Raw genomic sequence first — 19,478 nt, 5'->3', positions numbered from 1 at the left:
CCAGGGGGGCGCATGCCGTACCCGGTGCCGCTGGAGAAGCGGCACGCCCAGACCATGCAGAGCCTCCAGCAGCGCGTAGCCCGGCTGGAGGCCCGCACCGCGTCCATCGACTCCGGGTTCCCGCTCGCCGCGCTCCCGGCGGTCATCGACTCCGGCTACAGCAGCGGCGACCCGAAGGCCTACGTCAACGGCTCCACCACGCTGACCGGCCCGTACCAGCACCTGGCCGCCTACACCCCGGCCGCCGGCGACTCCGTCGTGGTCCTCCCGGTCGGCGGCTCCTCGCAGTCCTACATCATCCTCGGGAAGCTCACATGACGGACCTGTACGCCACCACGTCCACGCTGGACTGGTTCAACGTCAAGTCGTACGGGGCGAAGGGCAACGGGTCCACCCTCGACGACACCGCAGTCCAGGCCGCGCAGGCAGCGGCGGCCGCGGCCGGTGGCGTGGTGTACTTCCCCGCCGGCACCTACAACCTCAGCTCCGCACTCACGGTCTCCAACAAGGTCGCGTACGTGGGCGACGGGGACACGGTCAGCATCATCAAGCAGACCTCGACCAGCGCGAACGTGTTCACCGGCACCGACGTGCAGAACGTGACGATCGCCGACCTCGGGATCACCGGCCCCGGCTCGGGCACCGGCACCGGCGTGAAGTTCGCCCTCGTCAGCAACACCGCCACCCTGTACGTGACGATGCGGAATGTCACCGTCACGGGCTTCGGCAGCGACGGCATCAACATGCAGATACCGATCGTGTCCAGCTTCGACCGGGTGGTGGCCCAGTCCTGCGGCGGCTGGGGCTTCAACCTGTACGGCGTCACCACCGGCGCCGGATCCCCGGGCACCTCATGCTCGCTGCGGGCCTGCTACGCCAACGGCAACACCACGGGCGGCTTCCGCCTCTACAAGCTGTCGTACACCGCCCTCGCGGCGTGCGCGGCCGACAACAACCCCATCGGATACCTCATCGACCAGGGGTGGAACGTCGCCCTCACCGCATGCGGCTCCGAGGGCAACACCACCGGCACCAAGATCAACGGCGGGTACGGCAACACCGTCTTCTCCCAGTTCGTCTACAACAACCGCGGCACCGGCATCTGGGTCACCGGCACCGCCCACCTGACCGGCCTCTATCAGGTCGCCGACGTCACCCCCGGTACCGGCGCAACGAACTTCCTGAAGGTCGACTCCGGCTCGTACTGCACGATCGTCGGCCAGTCCAACACCACCGCGAACGCCTTCAACGGCACGGTCACCATCCTCGACGACGGCGGCAACGGCATCGTCGTTCCCGGGCACGCCTACTTCAGCGGCCAGGTGGAGATCAACAACACGCTCGCCATGGACGGCCACAAGATCACCTCCGTGGCCAACGGCACCGCCGTGGACGACGCCGCCGCGTACGGACAACTGGCGGCGTACCTGCCCCTCGCGGGCGGCACGCTCACCGGCGCCCTGACCGCCACCGCGTTCACCAGCACGTCCACGAGCACGCTCGCGAACCTGCGGCTCGGGACGGGCCAGACGTTCGGCGGCGCGTCCGGCGGCGCAATGGCCATAGCGAACGCCACCACCACCCCGACGCAAAACCCCTCCAACGGCACCGTCGTGTACGCGCAGGGCGGCGTACCGATGGCGCGCACGTCGGCCGGCCAGACCATCAACATGGCCACGTTCGCCCGCAACGACGTCGGGTTCTACGTCCCGCCGGCCTGGGGCCAGTTCTGGAGGGCGAAGCGCGACGCCGCAGGTACCGGCCTGGCGACCGTCGCGGCGGTCGGCTCCAGCTCCACGCAGGGCCTCTACAGCTCCAACCTGCTGACCGCACCGTTCGCGTCGAAGATCATGACGAGCCTCCAGAGCAGCTACGGCGACGGCGGCAGCGGCTACTTCAGCACGGCCCGCAGCCTCACGTTCATGGGCGCCTCGACCACCGCGAACGCATGGGCTGCGCTCTCCGGGAACTTCGCCTCCGTCACCGGCAGCTGGTCCGTCGGCAATATCTACGGGCCCGGCGCGAACTACCTCTTCTCCTCCACCAACGGCAACAGCATCACCTTCCAGACCCGGGGAACCAAGATCCGCGTCTACACCCTCTCGGGCGCGGGACGCGTGAACTGGACGTACTCCGTCGACGGCGGCAGCGCCGTGTCCGTCACGGACTCCGGAACCGCCGGCAGCACCATCCAGGTCACCGCAATCAGCGGCCTGTCCAGCAGCACGCACACCATCACGATCACCCACAACGGGACCACCGGGAACTACCTGAGCGTCTGCGGTGTGACCGGAGAGAACGCCACCGGCGTCGTCGTCAACAACTACGGCATCTCCGGTGCGAGCTCCTCGACCTTCACCGACTTCACCAACAACTACGGCGCCGGCCGCTGGTGCGGCGGCCCGGACTACCCGGCAGACCTGGTGATCTACGCCGCCGGAGCCAACGACGCCAACGCAGGCATGTCCGGCGACACCTGGGCCGCGAACCTGCGCCAGTTCCTGGCCGGCGTGAGGGACGGCACCTCGGTAGGCGGCACCGCCGCGACCGGCACGACGGACGTCCTGGTCGTGATGCAGCACATCGGTAGCTACGACACCACAAACCTCAAGTGGCAGGACTACACGGCACGCGGCCGCGACATCGCCGACGCCTACGGTGCTGCGTTCGTCGACATGTGGCCGATGGGCCGCAACTCCTGGAACTACTGGAACTCGCTCGGCTACTGGGGCAACTCGGGGGCGACGGGTGGTGTCGCCGGTACCGACACGATCCACATGTCCGACGCCGGTCACGCGGCTATCGCCAACGCGATCCTGCCGATCCTCACCAGCTAAGGAACCGCCTTGTCGCAGCTCAACCTCACGACCGGGAACTGCCTGGCCGACAACGGCAGCATCGGCACGAACACCGCCGGATACGGGGTGACGATCAAGGAAGGCACGAACGCCAAGATGGGCACGGCCGTGCTGAACTCCACCACGGCCGTCACCGTCGCCACCACCGCCGTCACCGCGACCAGCCGGATCATGCTGACGACTCAGTCGCCGTCCGGTACCGCGCTCGGCACCCCGTACGTGTCCGGGCGGACCGCCGGAACCTCGTTCTCGATCAAGTCGACCGGCACATCGGACACCTCCACCGTCGCCTGGGTGATCTTCGACCCGTCCTGACCCCCGTCCCACCCCTTTCTTTTCCTGCCGCCCCCGCGCCGCCGCCCGGGTTTTTTCATGCCCGGAGGTCGCTCCAGTGCTGACGCACGGCACCCTGCTCCACCGCTACCAGCCGACCGACGTACGCCTCGGCCGGCACCACCGCCTCGACGCCCGCTCTCTGAACTACCTGCACCACCACGACAAGAAGACCGTGCTGCAGCCGGTCCGACACGAGATCCCCATCCCGATCCTGGACCAGCAAGACCTCGACGTGCAGGGCATCGACACCAGCCTCCTGGTGCCCGGCGCCCTGCGCGTGAAGGCCCTCGGATCGTGCACCGCCAACGCCGGCACCGCCGCCCTGGCCTTCATCCTCGGCGCGGCCGGCCTCGCCAAGGTGGGCCTGTCCGCCACCGACCCCGTCGCGTGCGAGCGGTTCGCGATCTGCCTGTACCACGAGGAGACCGTCGCCGACGAGCTGCCGGGGGAGTGGCCCCCGGACGACCAGGGCTCCTCCGGCCTCGGTATCGCCCGCGCCCTCAAGGACCGCGGCCTGATCGACTCCTACGTCCACGCCACCAACGCCGACGCCCTCGCCTCCCTTCTGCAGACCGGCCCCGTGCTGCTCGGCGTGCCCTGGTTCCAGGCCTGGTTCACCCCCGACAGCGACGGGTTCGTGGACGCCGGTGACTGGGCGGGCTCCGGGTTCGCCGGCGGACACGAGGTGCTGGCCATCGGCCTGGACGAGGTCGCCCAGGACGCGGCCGGCCACGTCATACCCGAACAGACCGTCATCCGGCTGCGGAACTCCTGGAACACCAGCTGGGGCCTGGCGGGCGAGTTCCGGCTGCGCCTGTCCACGTACGTGCTGCTGCGCCGGTACATCGACGCCATCCAGCTGCGTAAGGCCGCCTGATGCACGGCCTGGCACACGTGCTGGGCCTCGATGACCCGTCCGGCCGCTGGTACCTGTGGTGGTCCGGCTTCGGCGCCGACCTCGGCCTGTTCGGCGCCCCGCTCGTGATGTGGCGCCGCCACAACTGCGAGGTCTACGGCTGCTGGCGCATCGGCCGCCACACCACCACCGCCGGCCACCGGGTCTGTCGACGCCACCACCCCGACGACCACCTCACCCGGCACCACATCGCGCGCGCCCACCAGGCCGCGGCCGACCCGGACGGCTCCCCGTGACCCGGCTCGCGCTGCTGCTCATCACCGGCCTGTCCGCCGCCGCGTGCGTGCTCACCCTGGCCGGCCGCGCCCACTAACCCCCCCTGCACCCCGAGGACACACTCATGGCAGACAAGCCGATGGTCGCCGCGCACGATCAGATGATGACGCTGCACATCTCGCAGCACGTCGAGGCCCACGAGCCGCGCGAGAGCGACCCGCACTATCACCTGTTTGACCAGGCGAAGCGCCGACTCAAGGCTCAGGGGCTGTGGAAGTGCGTCATAGACGACGAACTGTGCGGCGGGCGCCCTGAACTGCACCACTCGTACGTCGAGTTCTCGGAGGTCGGGTCGACGGACCCCGACAAGGTCGCCAAGCACCTCGGGCTGCACTTCAACGACGACGAGGACTTCCAGCGTTGGGTCGAGGGCCCTGGGAACCTGGAAGTCCTCTGCTCGAACCACCACCGCACCCGGTACGGCATTCACGTGTTGCCCGAGCCGCTGTGGCAGGCCGTCCGCTACCACAAGAGCGGCCACGAGGCGCCCGCCCACTTCGTGACCGCAGAGGAAGCCGAGCAGCGCACTACGCGCCGTCCGTAACCTTCCACAGCTTCGCCGGCCGGTAGGCGGCCTGCCCGGCCTGTATACCCGCGACCGCCGCCGAGAGCAGCGCGTGGGCGCGCGGGCGGCTGATCAGCTCCACGTCGGTGAAGTGTATGACGGTGTACCCGGCGGCCGTGAGGTCGACGTCGCGCTGCTTGTCGTACGCAACGCGCTTGCGATGCCACACCACACCGTCCACCTCCAGGATCACCCGGTACTGGGGCAGGAGGGCGTCGGGCACGTACCGGCCGACGGTGGCGAACTTCTCGTACTCGACACCGGCCGCGTCCAACACCTCGAACAGCCACTTCTCCAGCCTGGTCGGAGAGTGCTTGGCGGCCCGCCGCTTCCGGTAGTCGTCGTCGGTCCACATACAGAGGCGGGAGCAGTAGACCCCGCGGGTCTTCCCGTCCGCGTCCGGCTTCCCGAAGCAGGCCGGCCGCCGGAACGACTCCCCGCAGATACGACAGTTCGCCGTCGCCGCCGGGGGCTGCCGGGATACGGCGTTGAGTGCCGCCAGGCGGCAGGCGTTCGAGCAGTAGGCGCCCGTGCGACCCCCCTTCAAGTGGGAGACCCGCACGGTGAACCGGGCGCCGCACCGCTCGCACGTGCGGTCTTCGGTGCCCCGGTGGTTCGCTGCCCGCTTCCGCTCCGACGCGCACGACTTGGAGCAGGTCGTGTACCGGTCCGCCATAGAGGCGGCGATCAGGAAGTCACCCCCGCACGCCGCGCACTGCTTGACGGTCCGCGGCCTGTTGCCCGCCTTGGTCGGGGTCCGGTCCGGCAGGCCCACTTCAGTCTCAGTCACGGTCGAAAACATAGCTCATAGCCATAGGAACTCCCCATGGCTTTATGGCTTCTGACCAGTAACTTTTCCCCCACCGACCCACGCCCCGCGCCCACCAGCGCGGGGCCTCGTATTTCCCGGAGGCGGCCCCAGTGCTCCTCTCCATGGGCGCCGTCAGCGCCCTTGAGATCACGTCCTACGTCGGAGGCGTCCTCGGCGCCCTTGTGACCGTCACGGCGTTCATCCGCACCGTCCCGCGCGTCCTGCGGCGCCGCGTACACCGATGGGACCGGCTCGACCAGCTCCTCGGCGACCCAGACGCCAGCCCGCCCCGCGCTGGCGTCCTGGAGCAGGTCGCCGCGATCCGCGAGGAGCTCGCCGACGTACGCGGCGGCCAGGAGACCGTCCGCGCGCTGGCCGCCGAACTCGTCCCGAACTCCGGCTCCTCGTTCCGTGACGCCTACGACCGCGACCAGCACCACCAGCAGCAGGTCAACGAGGCCATCGCCGCGAAGCTCGGCATCGAACTGCCTCCGCTGCCCCCGCGCACCGTCCACCACCACGACGACCACGGAGGTCAGTCATGATCCACGGCATAGACGTCAGCGGCTACAACGCTGCGACCCCGGACCTGACCGGACAGGACTTCTGCTTCATCAAGGCCACCGAGGGCGGCTCGTACGTCAACCCGAAGCAGAGCACGCAGACCGCGGCCGCCCGGAAGGCGGGCGTCGTCGTCGGCTTCTACCACTTCGCCCGGCCCGGCGACATGCAGGCGCAGGCTCAGCACTTCGTCGACAAGTGCGAGTCGACCGACGGCGATGTCCTCGCCATCGACTGGGAGGACTCCTCGGTCTCCTGCGCCGACAAGGACCTGCTGCTCAAGGCCGTCAAGAAGCTGCGCCCGACGCACCGGGTCATCGTGTACTGCAACACCGGTTTCTGGCTCCATCGGGACTCCAGCAGCTTCGTGCAGGACGGGCTCTGGATCGCCGACTACAGCCACCCGGCCGGCCACCCGCCCATCAGCGCGAAGTGGCTCATCCACCAGTACGCCGACCACCCGACCACGGACCAGGACGTCGCCCAGTTCGCGTCCAGGGCCGCGATGAAGGCGTGGGCCACCGGCGACACCACCAAGACGGACGGCGGTTCGAAGACCCCGACCAAGACCGAGCCGACCGTCGACCTGTCCAAGCTCATCGCCGCGGCGAAGACCGACCCGAAGGCGAAGCAGGGGCACCAGACCTACGCGGCCGGCGTCAAGCTCGTCGAGGCCGCGCTGCGCGCCGAAGGCCTGCTCGGCAAGGAGTACGCCGGTGACGGCTCGTACGGGACGACCACCCTCAAGGCGTACGCGAAGTGGCAGGAGAAGTGCGGTGTCGGCGGCCCGTACGACGGCATCCCCGGCATCAAGTCCCTGACCGCGCTGGGCAAGAAGCACGGCTTCAAGGTCGTCGCCTGACGTGCGCGGACGCCCCCTGCTCGACCCTATGGGGTCGGGTGGGGGGCACCGCCCTGCCTTCGTGTCCGATGACTTGTCCAAGTAATAGGAGGGTCGAGACGCCCAGAGGGCTGGGTCTGGGCTGGCGCCGTCACTCGGGGGCGGTGGCGCGCCCCGGCATCTCACCCTGGCGACCCTCGTCGACACCCCGAGTCGGCTGGAAGCGGCTGCGGTGGGCCACCTTGAGGCCAGGCTGACCCCACCGGTACATGCGGGCAGAGACAAGCGTGTCCCCGCGCAGGTCCACGGACACCTGGTAGTACACCGTCCCGTCGCCCCACACCTGCTTCGCCATGACCTGGGTAAGGCCGACGTTGCCGCTACCCCTCCCGCCCCAGCACATGTAGCGGCCACGACGTCATGAAATCGCCGCATAGAACCCCGTGATCATTACCTCCGTCTCTCGTGACAGAAAGACTGCCGAGTGAGCACATGTGACAAGTCGAATGCCTTGGCGGTGACAACTAGACTGCTTCGACCGTTCCCATTCACCAGGTCAGCCGGACCGGCTGGTGACAACTCCTGAGCTTTGGCTCAGCGCGCGGCAATGAGCTGACCTGGGAGAACAGAATCCGTGGCGGATGAGAAAGACCTGGGCGAAGCCCAGCGCGTGCACTGGCAGTCGACTTCAGCACCACCGGCCTTGACCGGTTGCGCGCCGCCGCTCGGGCCGAAAGCAGCTCCGAGCGGGTGACGACCCTCGTGCACGACGTTCGTGCCGTTGCCCCTGCCGGAGGCATCGGTGGACGCGGTCTTCGCACACATGCTGCTGTGTATGGCTCTGTCTACCTCGGAGATTCACGCGCTGCGTTGGGGGCGGGCCGGTCCGCGATCCTCGCGCAGAGCTGCTTGGGCGGTGGCAGTCTGGAGGATGTGGAGGCCGGGCATGGCTTGGCTGGTGTGCGGCAGGTGTGGCAGTCGAGTCATGTGCTGCTGGTGATCCCGGTCGTCCTCATCGTGGTGATCACAGCGGTGGATCAATTGGTCCCGGCCGACATCCATCTCGGCCCGCTGCTGGTCATTGCTCCTGCGATCACCGCCTCGTTCGCCGGCCCGCGGCTGACTGGCCTGATCGGGTTTCTGGCCGTGGCGGCGCAGGCGTACATCGGCTGGCAGCTTGGCATCCTGGCCTCGCGTAACGTGATGGTGCAGATCCTTGCCCTGGCAGTGCTGTCAGCCATGATCGTGTTCTTCTGCGTGGTGCGGGAAAGGTATCGGCGCCAGCTGGCCCAGGTGCGGTCGGTCGCAGAGGCCGCGCAGCACGTCCTGCTGTGGCCGCTGCCGGAGCGGATCGGCGCGCTGCGGATCGCCTGCCTGTACCTGGCCGCCGAGGACGAGGCGCAGATCGGTGGTGATCTCTACGCGGCCACCCGCATCATCGGCGGTGTGCGCATCATGATCGGCGATGTGCGGGGCAAGGGGCTTTCCGCCATCGGCGAGGCCGCCCTCCTGCTCGGAGCCTTCCGCGAAGCCGCCCACCAGCACACCTCCCTGCCTGATCTGGTCGCTTCCCTGGAACAGAGCGTCACCCGCTACCTCGCCGACTTCGAGCCGGCCGAGGAAACCGGCGAGCGCTTCGCCACGACCTTGCTGCTGGAACTCCCCGACGACGACCCCATCGCTCGAATCGTCAGCTGCGGACACCCCCCGCCCCTGGTGCTCAGCCCCGGCAAGTCCCTCACCGTCCCCAGCCTGCACCCCGCGCCACCGCTGGGGATCGGCGAGCTGGGACCGGAGGAATACAAGATCGATGTGCTCTCCTTCGAGCCCGGCGACACGCTCCTGCTCTACACCGACGGCGTCATCGAAGCCCGCGACGCCGATGGCGCCTTCTACCCCTTCGAGACACGGGCCGCCCAGTGGAGCGAGGCCGGCCCGGAATCACTGCTGCACCACATCCGGCGCGACCTGCTCGCTCACGCCCGCGGACGCCTCGGCGACGACGTGGCCCTCGTCGCGCTCCGCCGCGAGCCCGACACCCACCGACGCCACCATCACGGGCGCGCCATCCACGCGAGCACCTTCGGCACAAGCTCCTGAACTGGACGTACGACGTGGGACGGGACATCTGGACGGCCGTTCGTACGGCGCTCGCGAACGGCCCACTGCACCCGGCAGCGGGCCGCAGGCGTTTCCCGCTTCCCATGCGGGCGGGTCTGGATCGTAGTTGTGTCTGTTCCTGGCGGGAGCGTCAGTCCCGTTCGACCTGTTCCGGGTTCGCCTGTTCCGGCAGAGGCGGTGATGGCGGGAACAGGTGGTCTTCCAGGGCGGGTAGCCCGAACAGCATGAGAAGCGGCACCGCTGGGCCGAGCAGAGCTATCACGATCACGGCGCCTCCCCGCGAACTAGCGATCACGGCTGTTACTTGGCGGCAAGCCGGCCACGTTCACCGTGCGGCCGAACGGGGGACGCCGCACATGGGGACGAGGCCCGTGTAGGCCGAACGGGTGATGTCTTGTCGTGCGGACGCATGGCCGGGCCGCGGTGGACCGCGGCGGCCTGGCGCGTTCCGGCCGCGCAAGTGCGGCTGAGCAGCCCTGTCGCCTCGTGACGCTCGGAGTCGCTGCCCTTGGTAGTGCCGGATGGTGGGTGGCCGACCGTCGGCCGGCCCCCTGCGTAAGGTGTGCAAATCTGACTGGCGGCAGAGGCTGGGGAACGGGTGACGACGCGGGAGGCACGCGATGCGTGAGCACTACCACGATGAACTGGATTCGATCACTGATGGCCTCGTAGAGATGGCGAACCTGGTCGGCTCGGCCATCGGCCGAGCCACGACCGCGCTCCTCGATGCCGATCTACAGGTCGCCGAGAACGTGATCTCGGGTGATGCGGTGATCGATGATCTGCAGCGTGACTTGGAGGACCGTGCGATCGCGCTGTTGGCACGGCAACAGCCGGTTGCCACGGACCTACGGATCGTGGTCACCTCACTGCGTATGAGTGCCGATCTCGAGCGGTCGGGAGATCTCGCCCAGCACGTGGCCAAGCTGGCGCGGCTGCGCTATCCCGACCGGGCGATTCCGCGTGACTTGCGGCGCACGATCCTGGAAATGGGCCAGCTCGCGCAGCGTCTGATGGCCCAGACCGCCGAGGTGCTTATGACCCGCGACGTCGACGCGGCGCTTCAGATGGAGCGGGACGACGACCGCATGGACGAACTGCACCGTGCGATCTTCCAGCACCTCATGGACGACAGGTGGCACCACGGCGTCGAGACGGCCGTGGATGCCACGCTCATAGGCCGCTATTACGAACGCTTCGGCGATCACGCTGTGGCGGTAGCCCGACGTGTGGTCTTCCTCGTCACCGGTGAGCAGGCGGACGACCTGCTCACCGAACCGCCCACGATCGCCTGACCGAGCCCGGGGCGCTCGCGATGCAGGTAAACCCGGCCTGCTCACGGCTGGCCGGGCTCACCGGCGGAGGCCCGGACCACATCACTGTTCCTACCTCCGCGTTTCCAGGCTACGCGCGCCCCGGCTGGTTGCGCCCGCTCCCCGACGATTGGCGCGCCGCCGGATGACCGCCGGCGCAGATATCGCCGGGGCCCGCCCGGTTCAGACGCGGCCACTTACAGCTCGCCTCAGTCATCCCGTGCACCGCTGGAACGGTGCCGAGGCGCCCCTTCTGGAAGCCCTCGAACGCCTGATCACGCTCACGCTAGGGGTGGAGGGGGCTCGCTCCCTCCTCAGTGATCGTCTGAGCTGTGGCGCGGTCACCGGAGGTCCGGAATCCGGGACCCGAATGGCCAACTATCGCTGCGAGGCGGGGCCGCCCGCGGTTGAGCGGAGGCCCGTGACCCGCGCTCACACCGCGAGGGCTGGCCCGCTATCGCTGGAAGTCACATCGGCGGCCAGCTGCTCCGCACCGCCCCTGGCGATCTGGTAGAGGTCGGTGGGCACTGGGAATCCCGGCTGGCCGACGTGCTCTCCGTTGATCCGGCGGGCCCACTCCGAGTAGTTCGTCTCCAGGCCATTGCCGCTGATGCGTACCCCAGGGGGCACCATCCGCGGCGAGCCGTCCGGGTAGACGCCGACGGTGTGCCGCAGTGTCACGAACAGGGCGTCGTTCGCCTCGTGCTCGCTTCCCTCCCGCAGGTATTTGTTGACCACCGCGTCCCGGACGGGCAGCCAAAGGCGCAGGGCGGCCCGGGCGCTCGCCGGGAGGCCGGTGGTCTCCTCGGTGGCCTCGGTACGGCCGGGCGGGTTCCGGGTCAGCCGGATCGTGGAGTAGTCGTTGGTGAGGTCCCGGACGCCCGCGGCCACCAGGCCCTCGCGGGTGATGCCGGTCGCCCACAACAGCTCGAGGGCGGCCAACAGCCGGAGCCGGTACGGCTCGCGCCGTTGGTGGACGGGCGTGGACAGGGCCCGGCGCAGCACTATGTGCTGTCGGGGGTCGAGCGGGACGCGAGTGTGCTTGGACCAGGGCCGTCCGCCGGGGACCTCCCACCAGAACGGCCGGCGTTGCGCGGCCCGGTTGAGGTCGACGATGCCGTCCATGATGTGCCGCTGTGTCGCCGAGGTGAGCGGCCGGCCGTAGGGCGGGCGGGTGCGGTACTCGCCGGCCGCGATCCGGGCGAGCACGGTGCCGGGGTGGTCGGGGTGGCCGAGGACGTCGTTATGGAAGAGGTCCGGCAGGCTCCACAGGGCCTCGGTCGGGAGGTCGGCGGCCGCGCGCTCCAGGGTGGAGACGGTGGTGCGCAGGCGTTCGGCTCGCTTGTCCCCCGTGTTGATGTCGGGGTCGGCGAGGGCGCGGCGTAGGGCGGCGTGGAGCTCCTGGAGCGCGGCGGGCTGCATGGCAGCAGGGTAGAGCCGGCACGGCCTGGTGGTGCAGAATACGCAGCAGGGACGTCCCAGCAGGTCGAGAGGCTACGGCCTCCTCGGTCGAGCCTGCTGGGGCGTCCCTGCTTATTGGGCCGGGGGGGTCAGGCAGCGGGGACCGGGCCGGCCTCGTTGTCGAACCCGAGCCGTGCGAACCAGTCGTTGAGGGCGTCCACCAGGTCGCCCGTGTTCAGGGTGCCGTCCCAGATTCTCCATGCCCTGCTTGGTGTTGAACAACTCCGTAATGGCCCGGCCGGCGTCGGTGGTGGCCGGGTCGAAGGTGAGCTTGTGCGCCATGGGGATCCTTACTGGGGTCAGTCGGTCTTGCGGGGGCGCTGCTGTGCCAGCACGAGGGGAGCGACGACCACACCAGAGTCGTCAGTCACGGTGAGCAACTTGTCGAAGGCCACGTTCTCGCGGCTCCGCGGGTCGGCAGGCGGCAGGTACTCCGCGCGGCGCAGCGCCGCCCAGATGTTCCTGACGCTGCGGAGGCGCATGTCGTCCGGGTCCCAGGAGGCGACGCGGCGGCCGTCCCCCATGCGGAAGACGACCGGCCCGGTGGGTTCCGGGGGTGTCGGCGGGGTCATCCGGCGCGGCCTAGGGGCGGACCTGTTGAGGCGGCGCCGCAGGGGGCTTCCGTATGCGGGCCCTTCGGTGAGCGCGGCGGTGTGCTCAACGTCCGCCGCGGTCGCCTCGTCGCTGCACCATTCGAAGGTCGCGCGGCGTATGTCTACTTCGGGCCACCACGGCTTGTCGGTGGCGTGCTGCTTGAGGCGCTGGTTCGGGTTGAGACTGGAGCCGACATACAGCAGCCGGCCGGTGCGGTCGTACAGGCGGTAAACGGCGGTGCACCCGGGGCCAAGGACAGCGGGCGTCTTCACGTGGGGTGTCTCCTCGTCAGTCGGTCGTGTGCTCAGGCTTGGGACCGGGCAGGGTGTCCCATACTTCGGCGAAGCGGCGGACCTGGAAGGCCAGGACCACGGGGCCGGCGGCCAGCTCGGCGACGATGGGCGCGTGTTCCTGGAACCGCTGTGTGCGCATGATCTGGCCGGCGCGGGTGGGGGACACGGTGCGCCCGGTCTCCTTGGACAGGATCTTGGCGACCTCGGCGCGGCCAGCGAGCTCGGGGAGGGGCACGGGCTCGTTGTTCCGGCGGTCCAGCTCTTCCTCGGTCATGACCTCGACGCCGACGACAGCTGCGCGGCCGTGGGCGGCCAGTATGGCGCGGTCGGTGGTGGCGAGGGCGTCGGACGTGGCGCGCTCGACGGTGGGGGCCTCGACCATGAGGCGAACGGAGAAGTTCCCGTTCGGGGCGGTGCTGATGGCCGCGTGATGGCCGGTCAGGTGGTCTGCGGCCGTGTCGTGGGCGTCGTCGGGCACGCGGGCGTCGTACTCCACGTACACGCTCCACCAGCGCATGGGGGCTCCTTCGGTGTGATGGGTGGGCCGCCCCTGCCCGGTCGAGTGGCAGGGGTGGCGTGGCCGGTTCAGTGGGGCCAGTTGAAGCCCGCCCGGCGGAGGGCGGCTATGCCGTTCTTCCACGAGCGGGAGTCGCTGGGGGTGCTGGCGAGGGTCGCGACTCGCACGCCGTCCTTGCGGACGATCGGGTGGGAGTTCTTCTTGCCGACCGACACCTCGAACCCTTGCGCCTCCAGTTCGTTGACGAGCTTCTTCAGGTCCTTGTTCACCGTATCCCCTTCCCTTTCTGCTGACAAGTCAACCCTACCTAGGAGCCTTATCGAAAACAAGGATAGCTAGAGAAAACGGCAGGTCAGGCGATGTGCTGTAGGTTCCACCGGTGAGGCGTTGACCGTCGGGCGTGCCCGTACGTAGACGCGTACGCGGGGACGCGCGCGGACCAGTAGCGGCCCAGGGGCGGCGGCGCTGGCGCGTCGGCTCTGACCTGCGGAGCCTTTCCCCGCGCTTTCCTTGGGGGTGGAGACGGGGCGCGTGGGCTCTGTGAAAGTTGGTGATGTCAGCGGGGGACACAAGCCCCGGACCCACTCAACTCCCCACGGAGGAACCGAAAATGACCAGCACCGTTCGCGCCGCCGCCCGCAAGACCGCCACCGCCACCAAGGTCTACATTCACGTCGACTGCACCTGCACCCGCGTCAACGGCACGGTCCTGAAGGCGATCGACACCGTGGCCGGCGCCGAGGCGTACGCCGCAGAGAACGGCTTCACCGCCACCTACTGCAAGACCTCGCTCAAGCCGGCCGCGGTGGAGACCCTGGCCGTGGAGGAGCCGGCGGTTGAGGCCCCGGCCGGGGAGGAGGCCCCGGTGGTCGTCGAGGAGCCGGCCGTGGAGGAGGAGGCCCCGGTGGAGGAGCCCAAGGCCAAGCCGGCCTCGAGGAAGCGCGCCCCCAAGAAGGAGGCCACCGAGGAGGCCCCGGTCGCCGAGGGCCCGTCCTTCGACGTGGAGGTCAACAACAAGGACCAGTACGGCAAGCAGCGCCGCGTCGCGGTGGAGGCCATCGCCGAGGCCCTGGGCGCGACCACCACCTACACGTCGGTGAAGAACAAGCACAAGACCGGCAACGACGCCTTCATCGTCACCGTCACCGGCGGTCGGCCCGGTGTCGAGGTCATCATCCGGGACTTCGTCGGCAGCACCGCCGCCGAGAGCGAGCTGATGGCCCGGGCCATCGCCGACGCCAAGGCTGCTGCGAAGGCCGTGGACGGCGCGACCGCCAACGACGTGCAGAAGGCTTGGAAGAAGGCGGCCCGCGACTTCATCGCCACCGAGGGCGAGGCCCTGGCCGCGCGGGTGGCGGTCAGCTGACCAAGTACCTCACCACCCCCGGGGGGTGTCCGGCCGACTCGACCGCGGCCCGGGCGCCCCCCGCGGCGTTCCCCGCGCAGGCCGCCGACCTGCTCTTTTTCCCATCGCATTCCTCGTCGAGGCGGAGACGCGGTCGGCCGACTCCGTGAATTTGGGGTGTCAGCAGGACGCAGACCCCCCAACCACGGAGGCACACGATGGGCACCACGGCGACGTTCACCAGGGACCGCGCGGCGGACGATGCGCTGTGGCGGGAACGGTTCCCGAGGTGCCCGATCATGTCCGTCTACGACGACTTGGACGAGGCCGCGGGGGGCATCACCACCTGGGATAGGGAGACGCTCGCCTACAGTAGGCCGGCTCTGAACTTGCTTCACTGGCCCACGAGTCGACTTACGCCGATTTGGTCGGGGTAAATATCCCAGCTTGTGTAGTTCGCCGTCTCTGCGTACGTGTTAATGACTGATCGAGAGGCGAGGTCGCGTCCATTCTTATTCAATGCTGAAAAGTCAGGAGTGAGGATGCCATTGTGTTGAGGAGTTGTTCCTCCGCGCGCGTGACTGGCATACCAATCATTCCAGTTGGGGTACTTTCCTTTCTTGTCCCTCCAATTTTGACACTCATCATTCAATCCCCAGGCGTATCCCCTGAATCCGCTTGCATCGCTGGGGTCTTCCGTCTCGAAAACGTAGTTGATTGTAGTTCCGTCAGGGGTGAAGATTTTTAGGGTACCTGTGGAGCTTCCGTAGGCCTCCGACATGACAGACTGGTTCAGGACGATGCGCGAGGACTTGGGACCACTCCCATTCTCGACAGGGAAGGTCGGCCTGAAATCCTCCTGGCACGCTGTAACGGCATAAGCGAAAACAGTGCCGGATGAATCGCTCTTCGTGTCGACCCAGTAGCCGCGCCTCTGGAATACGCTTTCGATAATCTTCCCGGAAATGGTAGGTAGCCCTGGACTCCCTGGAAGGGAAGGCAGCCGTACATCCTGAATTGCACGGTATGAAGGGCGGCCGAGTTGCTCCTCGAACTTTTCATACGTATAGCCAGCCCGGAGATTTCTGAGCCTTGCGTACTCCCCCTCCTTCCAGTCTCTATTCTTGTACCATAGGGCAACTACGCCAACGGCCGCGACAAGGGTGCTGATTGCTGTTACAACGCTCGCCGAGGAAATTAGCAAGACTGGAACAGGGTTCTTCTTGAAGAAGTTATCGAAGCGCTCACCCAGGGTCGGCGGTCGCGATTGTTGGTCCTGTTGGTTTGGATTAGTCATGCTGGTTCCCCGCTCTCGAACGAATCGCACCCGTCGACGGCTGCTGTCGTACGCATCGCGAGGTCATTCTTGATTACAGCTGAATGGCGTTGCGTGGCACACGCCCGACCGAAGCTGTCAATTCACCCATCTGTCGAACACTGCTGGTGGCGGCTTTTTTACGCGAGAAAGGATCCCTCGGCGCGGTTCACTACGCGCGGGTGTTGCGCAGCTGGCGCGACGGCGCCATGATCGGGCTCGGTGGCGTGCGCGGTTACTGACCGGCGGCCTTCTCCCGTCGCTGCTTCTGCACCTTGAGCCAGGGGTTCTCGGCGCGGGACTGCGCCCGGGCCAGGTACTCCTTCCGTACGACCGTGGAGCCGTCCTTCCATCGGCCCTGGCGGGTCGGGTCGCCGCCGGCGTCGGCGATGCGCTGCGCCCCGGTGCGGCGCAGGCTGTGCGCGGTAATGTCCTGCCAGTTGGGCAGGCTGGCGGCGAATGCGCGGCTGCGCACCATGTCGCTGACGGCGTCACCGGAGACGTGCTCGCCGCGGTCGGTGGCGGTGGAACGGTTCTGCAGAGTGCCGGCGACCGTGAGGGCCCGGTACGCCGCGCCGTTGCGAACTCCCAGCCGACCCAAGCAGTTCAGCCACGCCCGCGTCGCGTCGACAGGACACAGCAGGGCGTCGTGGGGCTCGGCCGGGATCCACGACTCCTCGCCGACCGCGTCCTGGTCGGTCTTCGACATGGCGACCCAATGCGCAACGCCATCGTCGTCGACCTCAATCTGTGAGATGAGCAGGTCGGCCAATTCGATACGACGGTGGAGATTGCCACGGCCGACGACGAGGGCCCACCGGTCGCGGATGCCGATCGGGTGCCGCTGATCGCAACTGGCGACCATGGCGCGGAACTTGTCGTCAGGGATGGCTGGCGCCTTCTTCACCCGGTTCCGTTTGTTCCAGCTCTTGGCGTACTCCTTGATGAGGCCGTTCACCACGGTGGTGCCAGGCTTGGCGTCCTCGGGCTGCATGGAGCGGATCGCGCTCTTGTAGGCCTTGATGGTGTTTGGGGAGTACGTGCCCCGGGCGATGAGCGCGGCGACGTACTCGATGTACGTGGCGGTCGTGCACGGGTTGGCCACCCGGCCCATATCGGCGCACCAGCGCTCGAACATCCCGCGCTGGGAGGTGTAGTTGCGCTCGGTGTTCTTCGGCTTCGACCGCTCGTCGATGGCCTCGGCGGTCTCAGCGGAGACGTAGAAGTCGGCGGCGGTGTACGCCGGCCGCTCCGTGGTCGGCAACTCGCCCGGGCGCAGCACGGTGTGCTGCGTGATGACCGGCCGGCCGAGGGCGCCGCCCAGGACGATGCCCGGGTCGGTGAGGGTGGCCGGCAGGCGGTCCTCCTCGACCAGCTCGGCGACGGCCACCTCTGCCTCATCGTCCTGGGCCACGGCGTCAGCCCCCGATCAGGGCGCGGACCTGGGCCATCTGGGGGTTCTCCCAGTCGGCGAGGTGGTCGGGGTGGTCCCGCCACTGCTCACCGGCCTGGGTCAGGTAGTTCCAGGCGAGGGTGGCCTGTTCGGTGTCGCCGGTCTTGAGGAGGGTGTGGAGGTAGGCCGCGGTGCCCGCGAGCGCGAGCTTGTTGGAGTTGGAGATGCGGTAGAAGCGCTGGGCGGCCTCGAAGTGGTCTTCGTGCAGGGGCTCGTCGCCGTTGATGGCCGCCCACTCCTCCTCGACGCGCTCGATGATGAAGTCGTAGAGCGCCTGGACGTCTGCGGGGGTGGGCAGGGTGAGAGCCATCGGGTGTTTTCCTCTCCGGGCCACTGAGGGAAGCAGCCTCGTATATTGGAGATTATACGGGGGTGATGCCTACGGCGGCCCGGTACGATAAGTCTCCTGACGATCCATCGGACGTCGGCAGTGGACCGAGCCTGCCGTCACCCTCTCTCTGTAGCAAGAGGTTTCCTTGAACGTCCTTGACCCTGCTGTCCTCCCTGCCGACCGGCGCACGCAGATCGAAAACCTCCTCACCGTGATCGCCGGGCCGTGGCTCGCGACGGGTGAGTGGCCAGTGTGGAGCCACGTCCAGGACTACTTCGACCGATACCGCGAGGACGCCGACGAACTGCTTATGTCGCTGCCGCGCGTCGGGAACGTGCAGCCGTTCGGGCACGGGTACGGCTACACCGTGGGCGTCCGCTTTCCCGTCGGCGAGGAGGACAAGGTGCGCCTGACCGTGGCCTCCTCGCTCATCCTCCCCGAGGTGCGGATGATGGTCGGCGACCCCTTCGTTCGTGTCGTTCGCCATATGGTCAAGCTGCACGCCGGCAAGCGGCCGTCCCCTAACGAGGTCACCTACGCCCAGCTCCGTTCCGACGAACTGGCTGTAGCTATGCCGCACCTGAAGCCGTGGTTCATCAAGGCGCTGCCCGACCTGCTCTCCTTCGAGCCCGGCATCGCCACCGCCGGCAGGAACTTCGAACCCGACGGCACATGGTCCCTGGGTATCACGCGCACCATCAGGGCCTTCCGTGACGTCGACAGCGTCGAGGAGTACATCGAGATCACCAACCGGATCGTGGAAGAGGAGGTCACTAAGCACGCCCAGCGGTACATCCGCACCGGAAAGTTCGGGCTCCTCGGTGAGGAGATCGAACCCGAACCCGCCCCGCCCACCACCGAGCCCGAGCGGGCCCCGTACATCGACGCCGGCCTCCTGGCAGACCTGGAGGCGGCAGCCGCGAACACCCCGTGGAAGGTCCACAAGCTCATCGCCCTGTGCCAAGGTCTGAACGATGCCTACGTGACTGGCAACGCGTACATCTGCAACATGGCGATCCGGGCCATCTTGGATCACATCCCGCCGGTGTTCGGGTACTCGGACTTCAAGCATGTGGCAGCCCAGTACACGTTCACCAACATGAAGGGGACCGACAAGGCGCACGCCCAGTTCCTCGCGAGCTTCAAGCCGATCGGGGACGACGTGATGCACCGGCCCATCGGCCCGAACGTGCCCGTCATCAGTATGGGTGACGTCCCGCAGCCGCTCCGTCTCAGCGCGATCCTTCACGAGGTGCTGGAGCTTTTCCGGAAGGCAGCGGTCGCTACGCCGTGATGCCGGCGGCCGCGCCTCCGACAGGGGGCGCGGCTACTTGCACGCCTGGACGCACCAGTTCGGCCGTCAGTGGTTCGTGGCGATCAGGTAGCCGACCAGGGCCAGGAACGCGATCCACGAGACCGGTCCCCACTTCTTGCGCCGCCCCCTGGTGCTACCGCTCGCCCAGAACGGACCCACCCGTACGCCCAGTCTCATGCCCTCGATCCCTTCTCCACACGACACACACAAGTGGAGACGGAATCTACCTCGTGCACGTAGTTGTGTCCGACCCGAC

The 19,478-nt window shown here is 68.0% G+C and carries 23 protein-coding genes; 12 read left to right on the top strand and 11 right to left on the bottom strand.

Going from position 1 to position 19,478, the window contains the following annotated elements:
* Nucleotides 1–12: 12 nt before the first annotated feature.
* The 6 genes from EDD90_RS13785 (at nucleotide 13) to EDD90_RS13760 (ending at nucleotide 4,930) form a co-directional block, all read left to right on the top strand.
* Nucleotides 13–318 carry a hypothetical protein gene (locus EDD90_RS13785; RefSeq protein WP_123973297.1) on the top strand — a complete coding sequence of 102 codons (306 nt, stop codon included), beginning with the start codon at nucleotides 13–15 and terminating at the stop codon, nucleotides 316–318.
* Nucleotides 315–2,837, top strand: a complete 2,523-nt coding sequence (locus tag EDD90_RS13780; protein ID WP_123973296.1) for a glycosyl hydrolase family 28-related protein — start codon at nucleotides 315–317, stop codon at nucleotides 2,835–2,837. Before EDD90_RS13785 ends, EDD90_RS13780 begins: the two co-directional genes overlap by 4 nt.
* Before the next feature lie 9 nt (nucleotides 2,838–2,846).
* Nucleotides 2,847–3,173, top strand: coding sequence for a hypothetical protein (locus tag EDD90_RS13775; RefSeq protein ID WP_123973295.1), 327 nt, complete (start codon nucleotides 2,847–2,849; stop codon nucleotides 3,171–3,173).
* Between the two features lie 76 nt (nucleotides 3,174–3,249).
* Nucleotides 3,250–4,071 (top strand): hypothetical protein, encoded by an 822-nt coding sequence (locus EDD90_RS13770; RefSeq protein ID WP_123973294.1) that lies wholly within the window; start codon nucleotides 3,250–3,252, stop codon nucleotides 4,069–4,071.
* Nucleotides 4,071–4,346, top strand: coding sequence for a hypothetical protein (locus EDD90_RS13765; protein WP_123973293.1), 276 nt, complete (start codon nucleotides 4,071–4,073; stop codon nucleotides 4,344–4,346). Before EDD90_RS13770 ends, EDD90_RS13765 begins: the two co-directional genes overlap by 1 nt.
* Nucleotides 4,347–4,450: 104 nt before the next feature.
* On the top strand, nucleotides 4,451–4,930 hold the full coding sequence (locus tag EDD90_RS13760) for a hypothetical protein (protein WP_123973292.1): 480 nt from the start codon (nucleotides 4,451–4,453) through the stop codon (nucleotides 4,928–4,930).
* On the opposite strand, the gene EDD90_RS13755 is transcribed toward EDD90_RS13760, so the two are convergent.
* The gene (locus EDD90_RS13755; protein WP_185149076.1) at nucleotides 4,914–5,741 is read right to left on the bottom strand and encodes a DUF559 domain-containing protein; all 828 of its coding nucleotides are present in this window, start codon (nucleotides 5,739–5,741) and stop codon (nucleotides 4,914–4,916) included. The genes EDD90_RS13760 and EDD90_RS13755 overlap by 17 nt on opposite strands.
* Before the next feature lie 143 nt (nucleotides 5,742–5,884).
* Between EDD90_RS13755 and EDD90_RS13750 the strand changes: the two genes are divergently transcribed.
* A complete protein-coding gene (locus EDD90_RS13750) occupies nucleotides 5,885–6,307 on the top strand; it encodes a hypothetical protein (protein WP_221305104.1) in 423 nt (140 codons plus the stop codon).
* Nucleotides 6,304–7,185 (top strand): glycoside hydrolase family 25 protein, encoded by an 882-nt coding sequence (locus EDD90_RS13745; RefSeq protein WP_123973289.1) that lies wholly within the window; start codon nucleotides 6,304–6,306, stop codon nucleotides 7,183–7,185. Before EDD90_RS13750 ends, EDD90_RS13745 begins: the two co-directional genes overlap by 4 nt.
* Nucleotides 7,186–7,315: 130 nt before the next feature.
* On the opposite strand, the gene EDD90_RS13740 is transcribed toward EDD90_RS13745, so the two are convergent.
* Nucleotides 7,316–7,519, bottom strand: a complete 204-nt coding sequence (locus EDD90_RS13740; protein ID WP_123973288.1) for a hypothetical protein — start codon at nucleotides 7,517–7,519, stop codon at nucleotides 7,316–7,318.
* A 638-nt stretch (nucleotides 7,520–8,157) separates the two neighbouring features.
* Here EDD90_RS13740 and EDD90_RS13730 point away from each other — a divergent pair.
* The gene (locus EDD90_RS13730; protein WP_260328724.1) at nucleotides 8,158–9,264 is read left to right on the top strand and encodes a PP2C family protein-serine/threonine phosphatase; all 1,107 of its coding nucleotides are present in this window, start codon (nucleotides 8,158–8,160) and stop codon (nucleotides 9,262–9,264) included.
* Nucleotides 9,265–9,415: 151 nt separating this feature from the next.
* On the opposite strand, the gene EDD90_RS55380 is transcribed toward EDD90_RS13730, so the two are convergent.
* On the bottom strand, nucleotides 9,416–9,553 hold the full coding sequence (locus EDD90_RS55380) for a hypothetical protein (RefSeq protein ID WP_185149075.1): 138 nt from the start codon (nucleotides 9,551–9,553) through the stop codon (nucleotides 9,416–9,418).
* A 352-nt stretch (nucleotides 9,554–9,905) separates the two neighbouring features.
* On the opposite strand from EDD90_RS55380, the gene phoU reads away from it, so the two are divergent.
* The gene (gene phoU, locus EDD90_RS13725) at nucleotides 9,906–10,580 is read left to right on the top strand and encodes a phosphate signaling complex protein PhoU (RefSeq protein ID WP_123973287.1); all 675 of its coding nucleotides are present in this window, start codon (nucleotides 9,906–9,908) and stop codon (nucleotides 10,578–10,580) included.
* Between the two features lie 450 nt (nucleotides 10,581–11,030).
* On the opposite strand, the gene EDD90_RS13720 is transcribed toward phoU, so the two are convergent.
* From EDD90_RS13720 to EDD90_RS13710, 4 genes are all read right to left on the bottom strand, one after another.
* Entirely contained in the window at nucleotides 11,031–12,020 is a 990-nt protein-coding gene (locus EDD90_RS13720; RefSeq protein ID WP_123973286.1) for a hypothetical protein, read from the bottom strand.
* 338 nt (nucleotides 12,021–12,358) lie between these two features.
* Nucleotides 12,359–12,925 carry a GIY-YIG nuclease family protein gene (locus tag EDD90_RS13715; protein WP_185149074.1) on the bottom strand — a complete coding sequence of 189 codons (567 nt, stop codon included), beginning with the start codon at nucleotides 12,923–12,925 and terminating at the stop codon, nucleotides 12,359–12,361.
* A 16-nt stretch (nucleotides 12,926–12,941) separates the two neighbouring features.
* Nucleotides 12,942–13,463: a hypothetical protein gene (locus tag EDD90_RS55375; protein WP_185149073.1), complete on the bottom strand. Its 522-nt coding sequence runs from the start codon at nucleotides 13,461–13,463 to the stop codon at nucleotides 12,942–12,944.
* Between the two features lie 68 nt (nucleotides 13,464–13,531).
* On the bottom strand, nucleotides 13,532–13,732 hold the full coding sequence (locus EDD90_RS13710) for a hypothetical protein (RefSeq protein WP_123973284.1): 201 nt from the start codon (nucleotides 13,730–13,732) through the stop codon (nucleotides 13,532–13,534).
* A gap of 341 nt (nucleotides 13,733–14,073) precedes the next feature.
* Here EDD90_RS13710 and EDD90_RS13705 point away from each other — a divergent pair, with 341 nt between their 5' ends.
* Nucleotides 14,074–14,829 carry a hypothetical protein gene (locus EDD90_RS13705; protein ID WP_123973283.1) on the top strand — a complete coding sequence of 252 codons (756 nt, stop codon included), beginning with the start codon at nucleotides 14,074–14,076 and terminating at the stop codon, nucleotides 14,827–14,829.
* A gap of 373 nt (nucleotides 14,830–15,202) precedes the next feature.
* On the opposite strand, the gene EDD90_RS13700 is transcribed toward EDD90_RS13705, so the two are convergent.
* From EDD90_RS13700 to EDD90_RS13690, 3 genes are all read right to left on the bottom strand, one after another.
* A complete protein-coding gene (locus tag EDD90_RS13700) occupies nucleotides 15,203–16,105 on the bottom strand; it encodes an ETEC_3214 domain-containing protein (RefSeq protein ID WP_123973282.1) in 903 nt (300 codons plus the stop codon).
* Nucleotides 16,106–16,358: 253 nt separating this feature from the next.
* Nucleotides 16,359–17,537, bottom strand: coding sequence for an integrase (locus EDD90_RS13695; RefSeq protein ID WP_123973281.1), 1,179 nt, complete (start codon nucleotides 17,535–17,537; stop codon nucleotides 16,359–16,361).
* A gap of 4 nt (nucleotides 17,538–17,541) precedes the next feature.
* Nucleotides 17,542–17,886, bottom strand: a complete 345-nt coding sequence (locus EDD90_RS13690) for a hypothetical protein (RefSeq protein WP_123973280.1) — start codon at nucleotides 17,884–17,886, stop codon at nucleotides 17,542–17,544.
* A gap of 166 nt (nucleotides 17,887–18,052) precedes the next feature.
* Between EDD90_RS13690 and EDD90_RS13685 the strand changes: the two genes are divergently transcribed.
* Entirely contained in the window at nucleotides 18,053–19,201 is a 1,149-nt protein-coding gene (locus EDD90_RS13685; RefSeq protein WP_123973279.1) for a hypothetical protein, read from the top strand.
* 66 nt (nucleotides 19,202–19,267) lie between these two features.
* On the opposite strand, the gene EDD90_RS57245 is transcribed toward EDD90_RS13685, so the two are convergent.
* Nucleotides 19,268–19,399 carry a hypothetical protein gene (locus tag EDD90_RS57245; RefSeq protein ID WP_260327846.1) on the bottom strand — a complete coding sequence of 44 codons (132 nt, stop codon included), beginning with the start codon at nucleotides 19,397–19,399 and terminating at the stop codon, nucleotides 19,268–19,270.
* Between the last annotated feature and the right edge of the window lie 79 nt (nucleotides 19,400–19,478).

Origin of the sequence: Streptomyces sp. Ag109_O5-1 (assembly GCF_003814875.1) — a bacterium.
GTDB classification, from domain to species: domain Bacteria; phylum Actinomycetota; class Actinomycetes; order Streptomycetales; family Streptomycetaceae; genus Streptomyces; species Streptomyces sasae.
Note: the sequence above shows the minus strand (reverse complement) of the source record. Positions and strands in the feature narration are given on the sequence as shown.

Bases quoted from the DNA above. Each gene is read 5' to 3' on its own strand.
- EDD90_RS55375 (WP_185149073.1), bottom strand. From the start codon at position 13,463: ATGCGCTGGTGGAGCGTGTACGTGGAGTACGACGCCCGCGTGCCCGAC.
- EDD90_RS57245 (WP_260327846.1), bottom strand. From the start codon at position 19,399: ATGAGACTGGGCGTACGGGTGGGTCCGTTCTGGGCGAGCGGTAGCACC.
- EDD90_RS13785 (WP_123973297.1), top strand. From the start codon at position 13: ATGCCGTACCCGGTGCCGCTGGAGAAGCGGCACGCCCAGACCATGCAG.
- EDD90_RS13745 (WP_123973289.1), top strand. From the start codon at position 6,304: ATGATCCACGGCATAGACGTCAGCGGCTACAACGCTGCGACCCCGGAC.
- EDD90_RS13705 (WP_123973283.1), top strand. From the start codon at position 14,074: ATGACCAGCACCGTTCGCGCCGCCGCCCGCAAGACCGCCACCGCCACC.
- EDD90_RS13750 (WP_221305104.1), top strand. From the start codon at position 5,885: ATGGGCGCCGTCAGCGCCCTTGAGATCACGTCCTACGTCGGAGGCGTC.
- EDD90_RS13780 (WP_123973296.1), top strand. From the start codon at position 315: ATGACGGACCTGTACGCCACCACGTCCACGCTGGACTGGTTCAACGTC.
- phoU (WP_123973287.1), top strand. From the start codon at position 9,906: ATGCGTGAGCACTACCACGATGAACTGGATTCGATCACTGATGGCCTC.
- EDD90_RS13700 (WP_123973282.1), bottom strand. From the start codon at position 16,105: ATGACTAATCCAAACCAACAGGACCAACAATCGCGACCGCCGACCCTG.
- EDD90_RS13760 (WP_123973292.1), top strand. From the start codon at position 4,451: ATGGCAGACAAGCCGATGGTCGCCGCGCACGATCAGATGATGACGCTG.
- EDD90_RS13720 (WP_123973286.1), bottom strand. From the start codon at position 12,020: ATGCAGCCCGCCGCGCTCCAGGAGCTCCACGCCGCCCTACGCCGCGCC.
- EDD90_RS13740 (WP_123973288.1), bottom strand. From the start codon at position 7,519: ATGGCGAAGCAGGTGTGGGGCGACGGGACGGTGTACTACCAGGTGTCC.
- EDD90_RS13690 (WP_123973280.1), bottom strand. From the start codon at position 17,886: ATGGCTCTCACCCTGCCCACCCCCGCAGACGTCCAGGCGCTCTACGAC.
- EDD90_RS13765 (WP_123973293.1), top strand. From the start codon at position 4,071: ATGCACGGCCTGGCACACGTGCTGGGCCTCGATGACCCGTCCGGCCGC.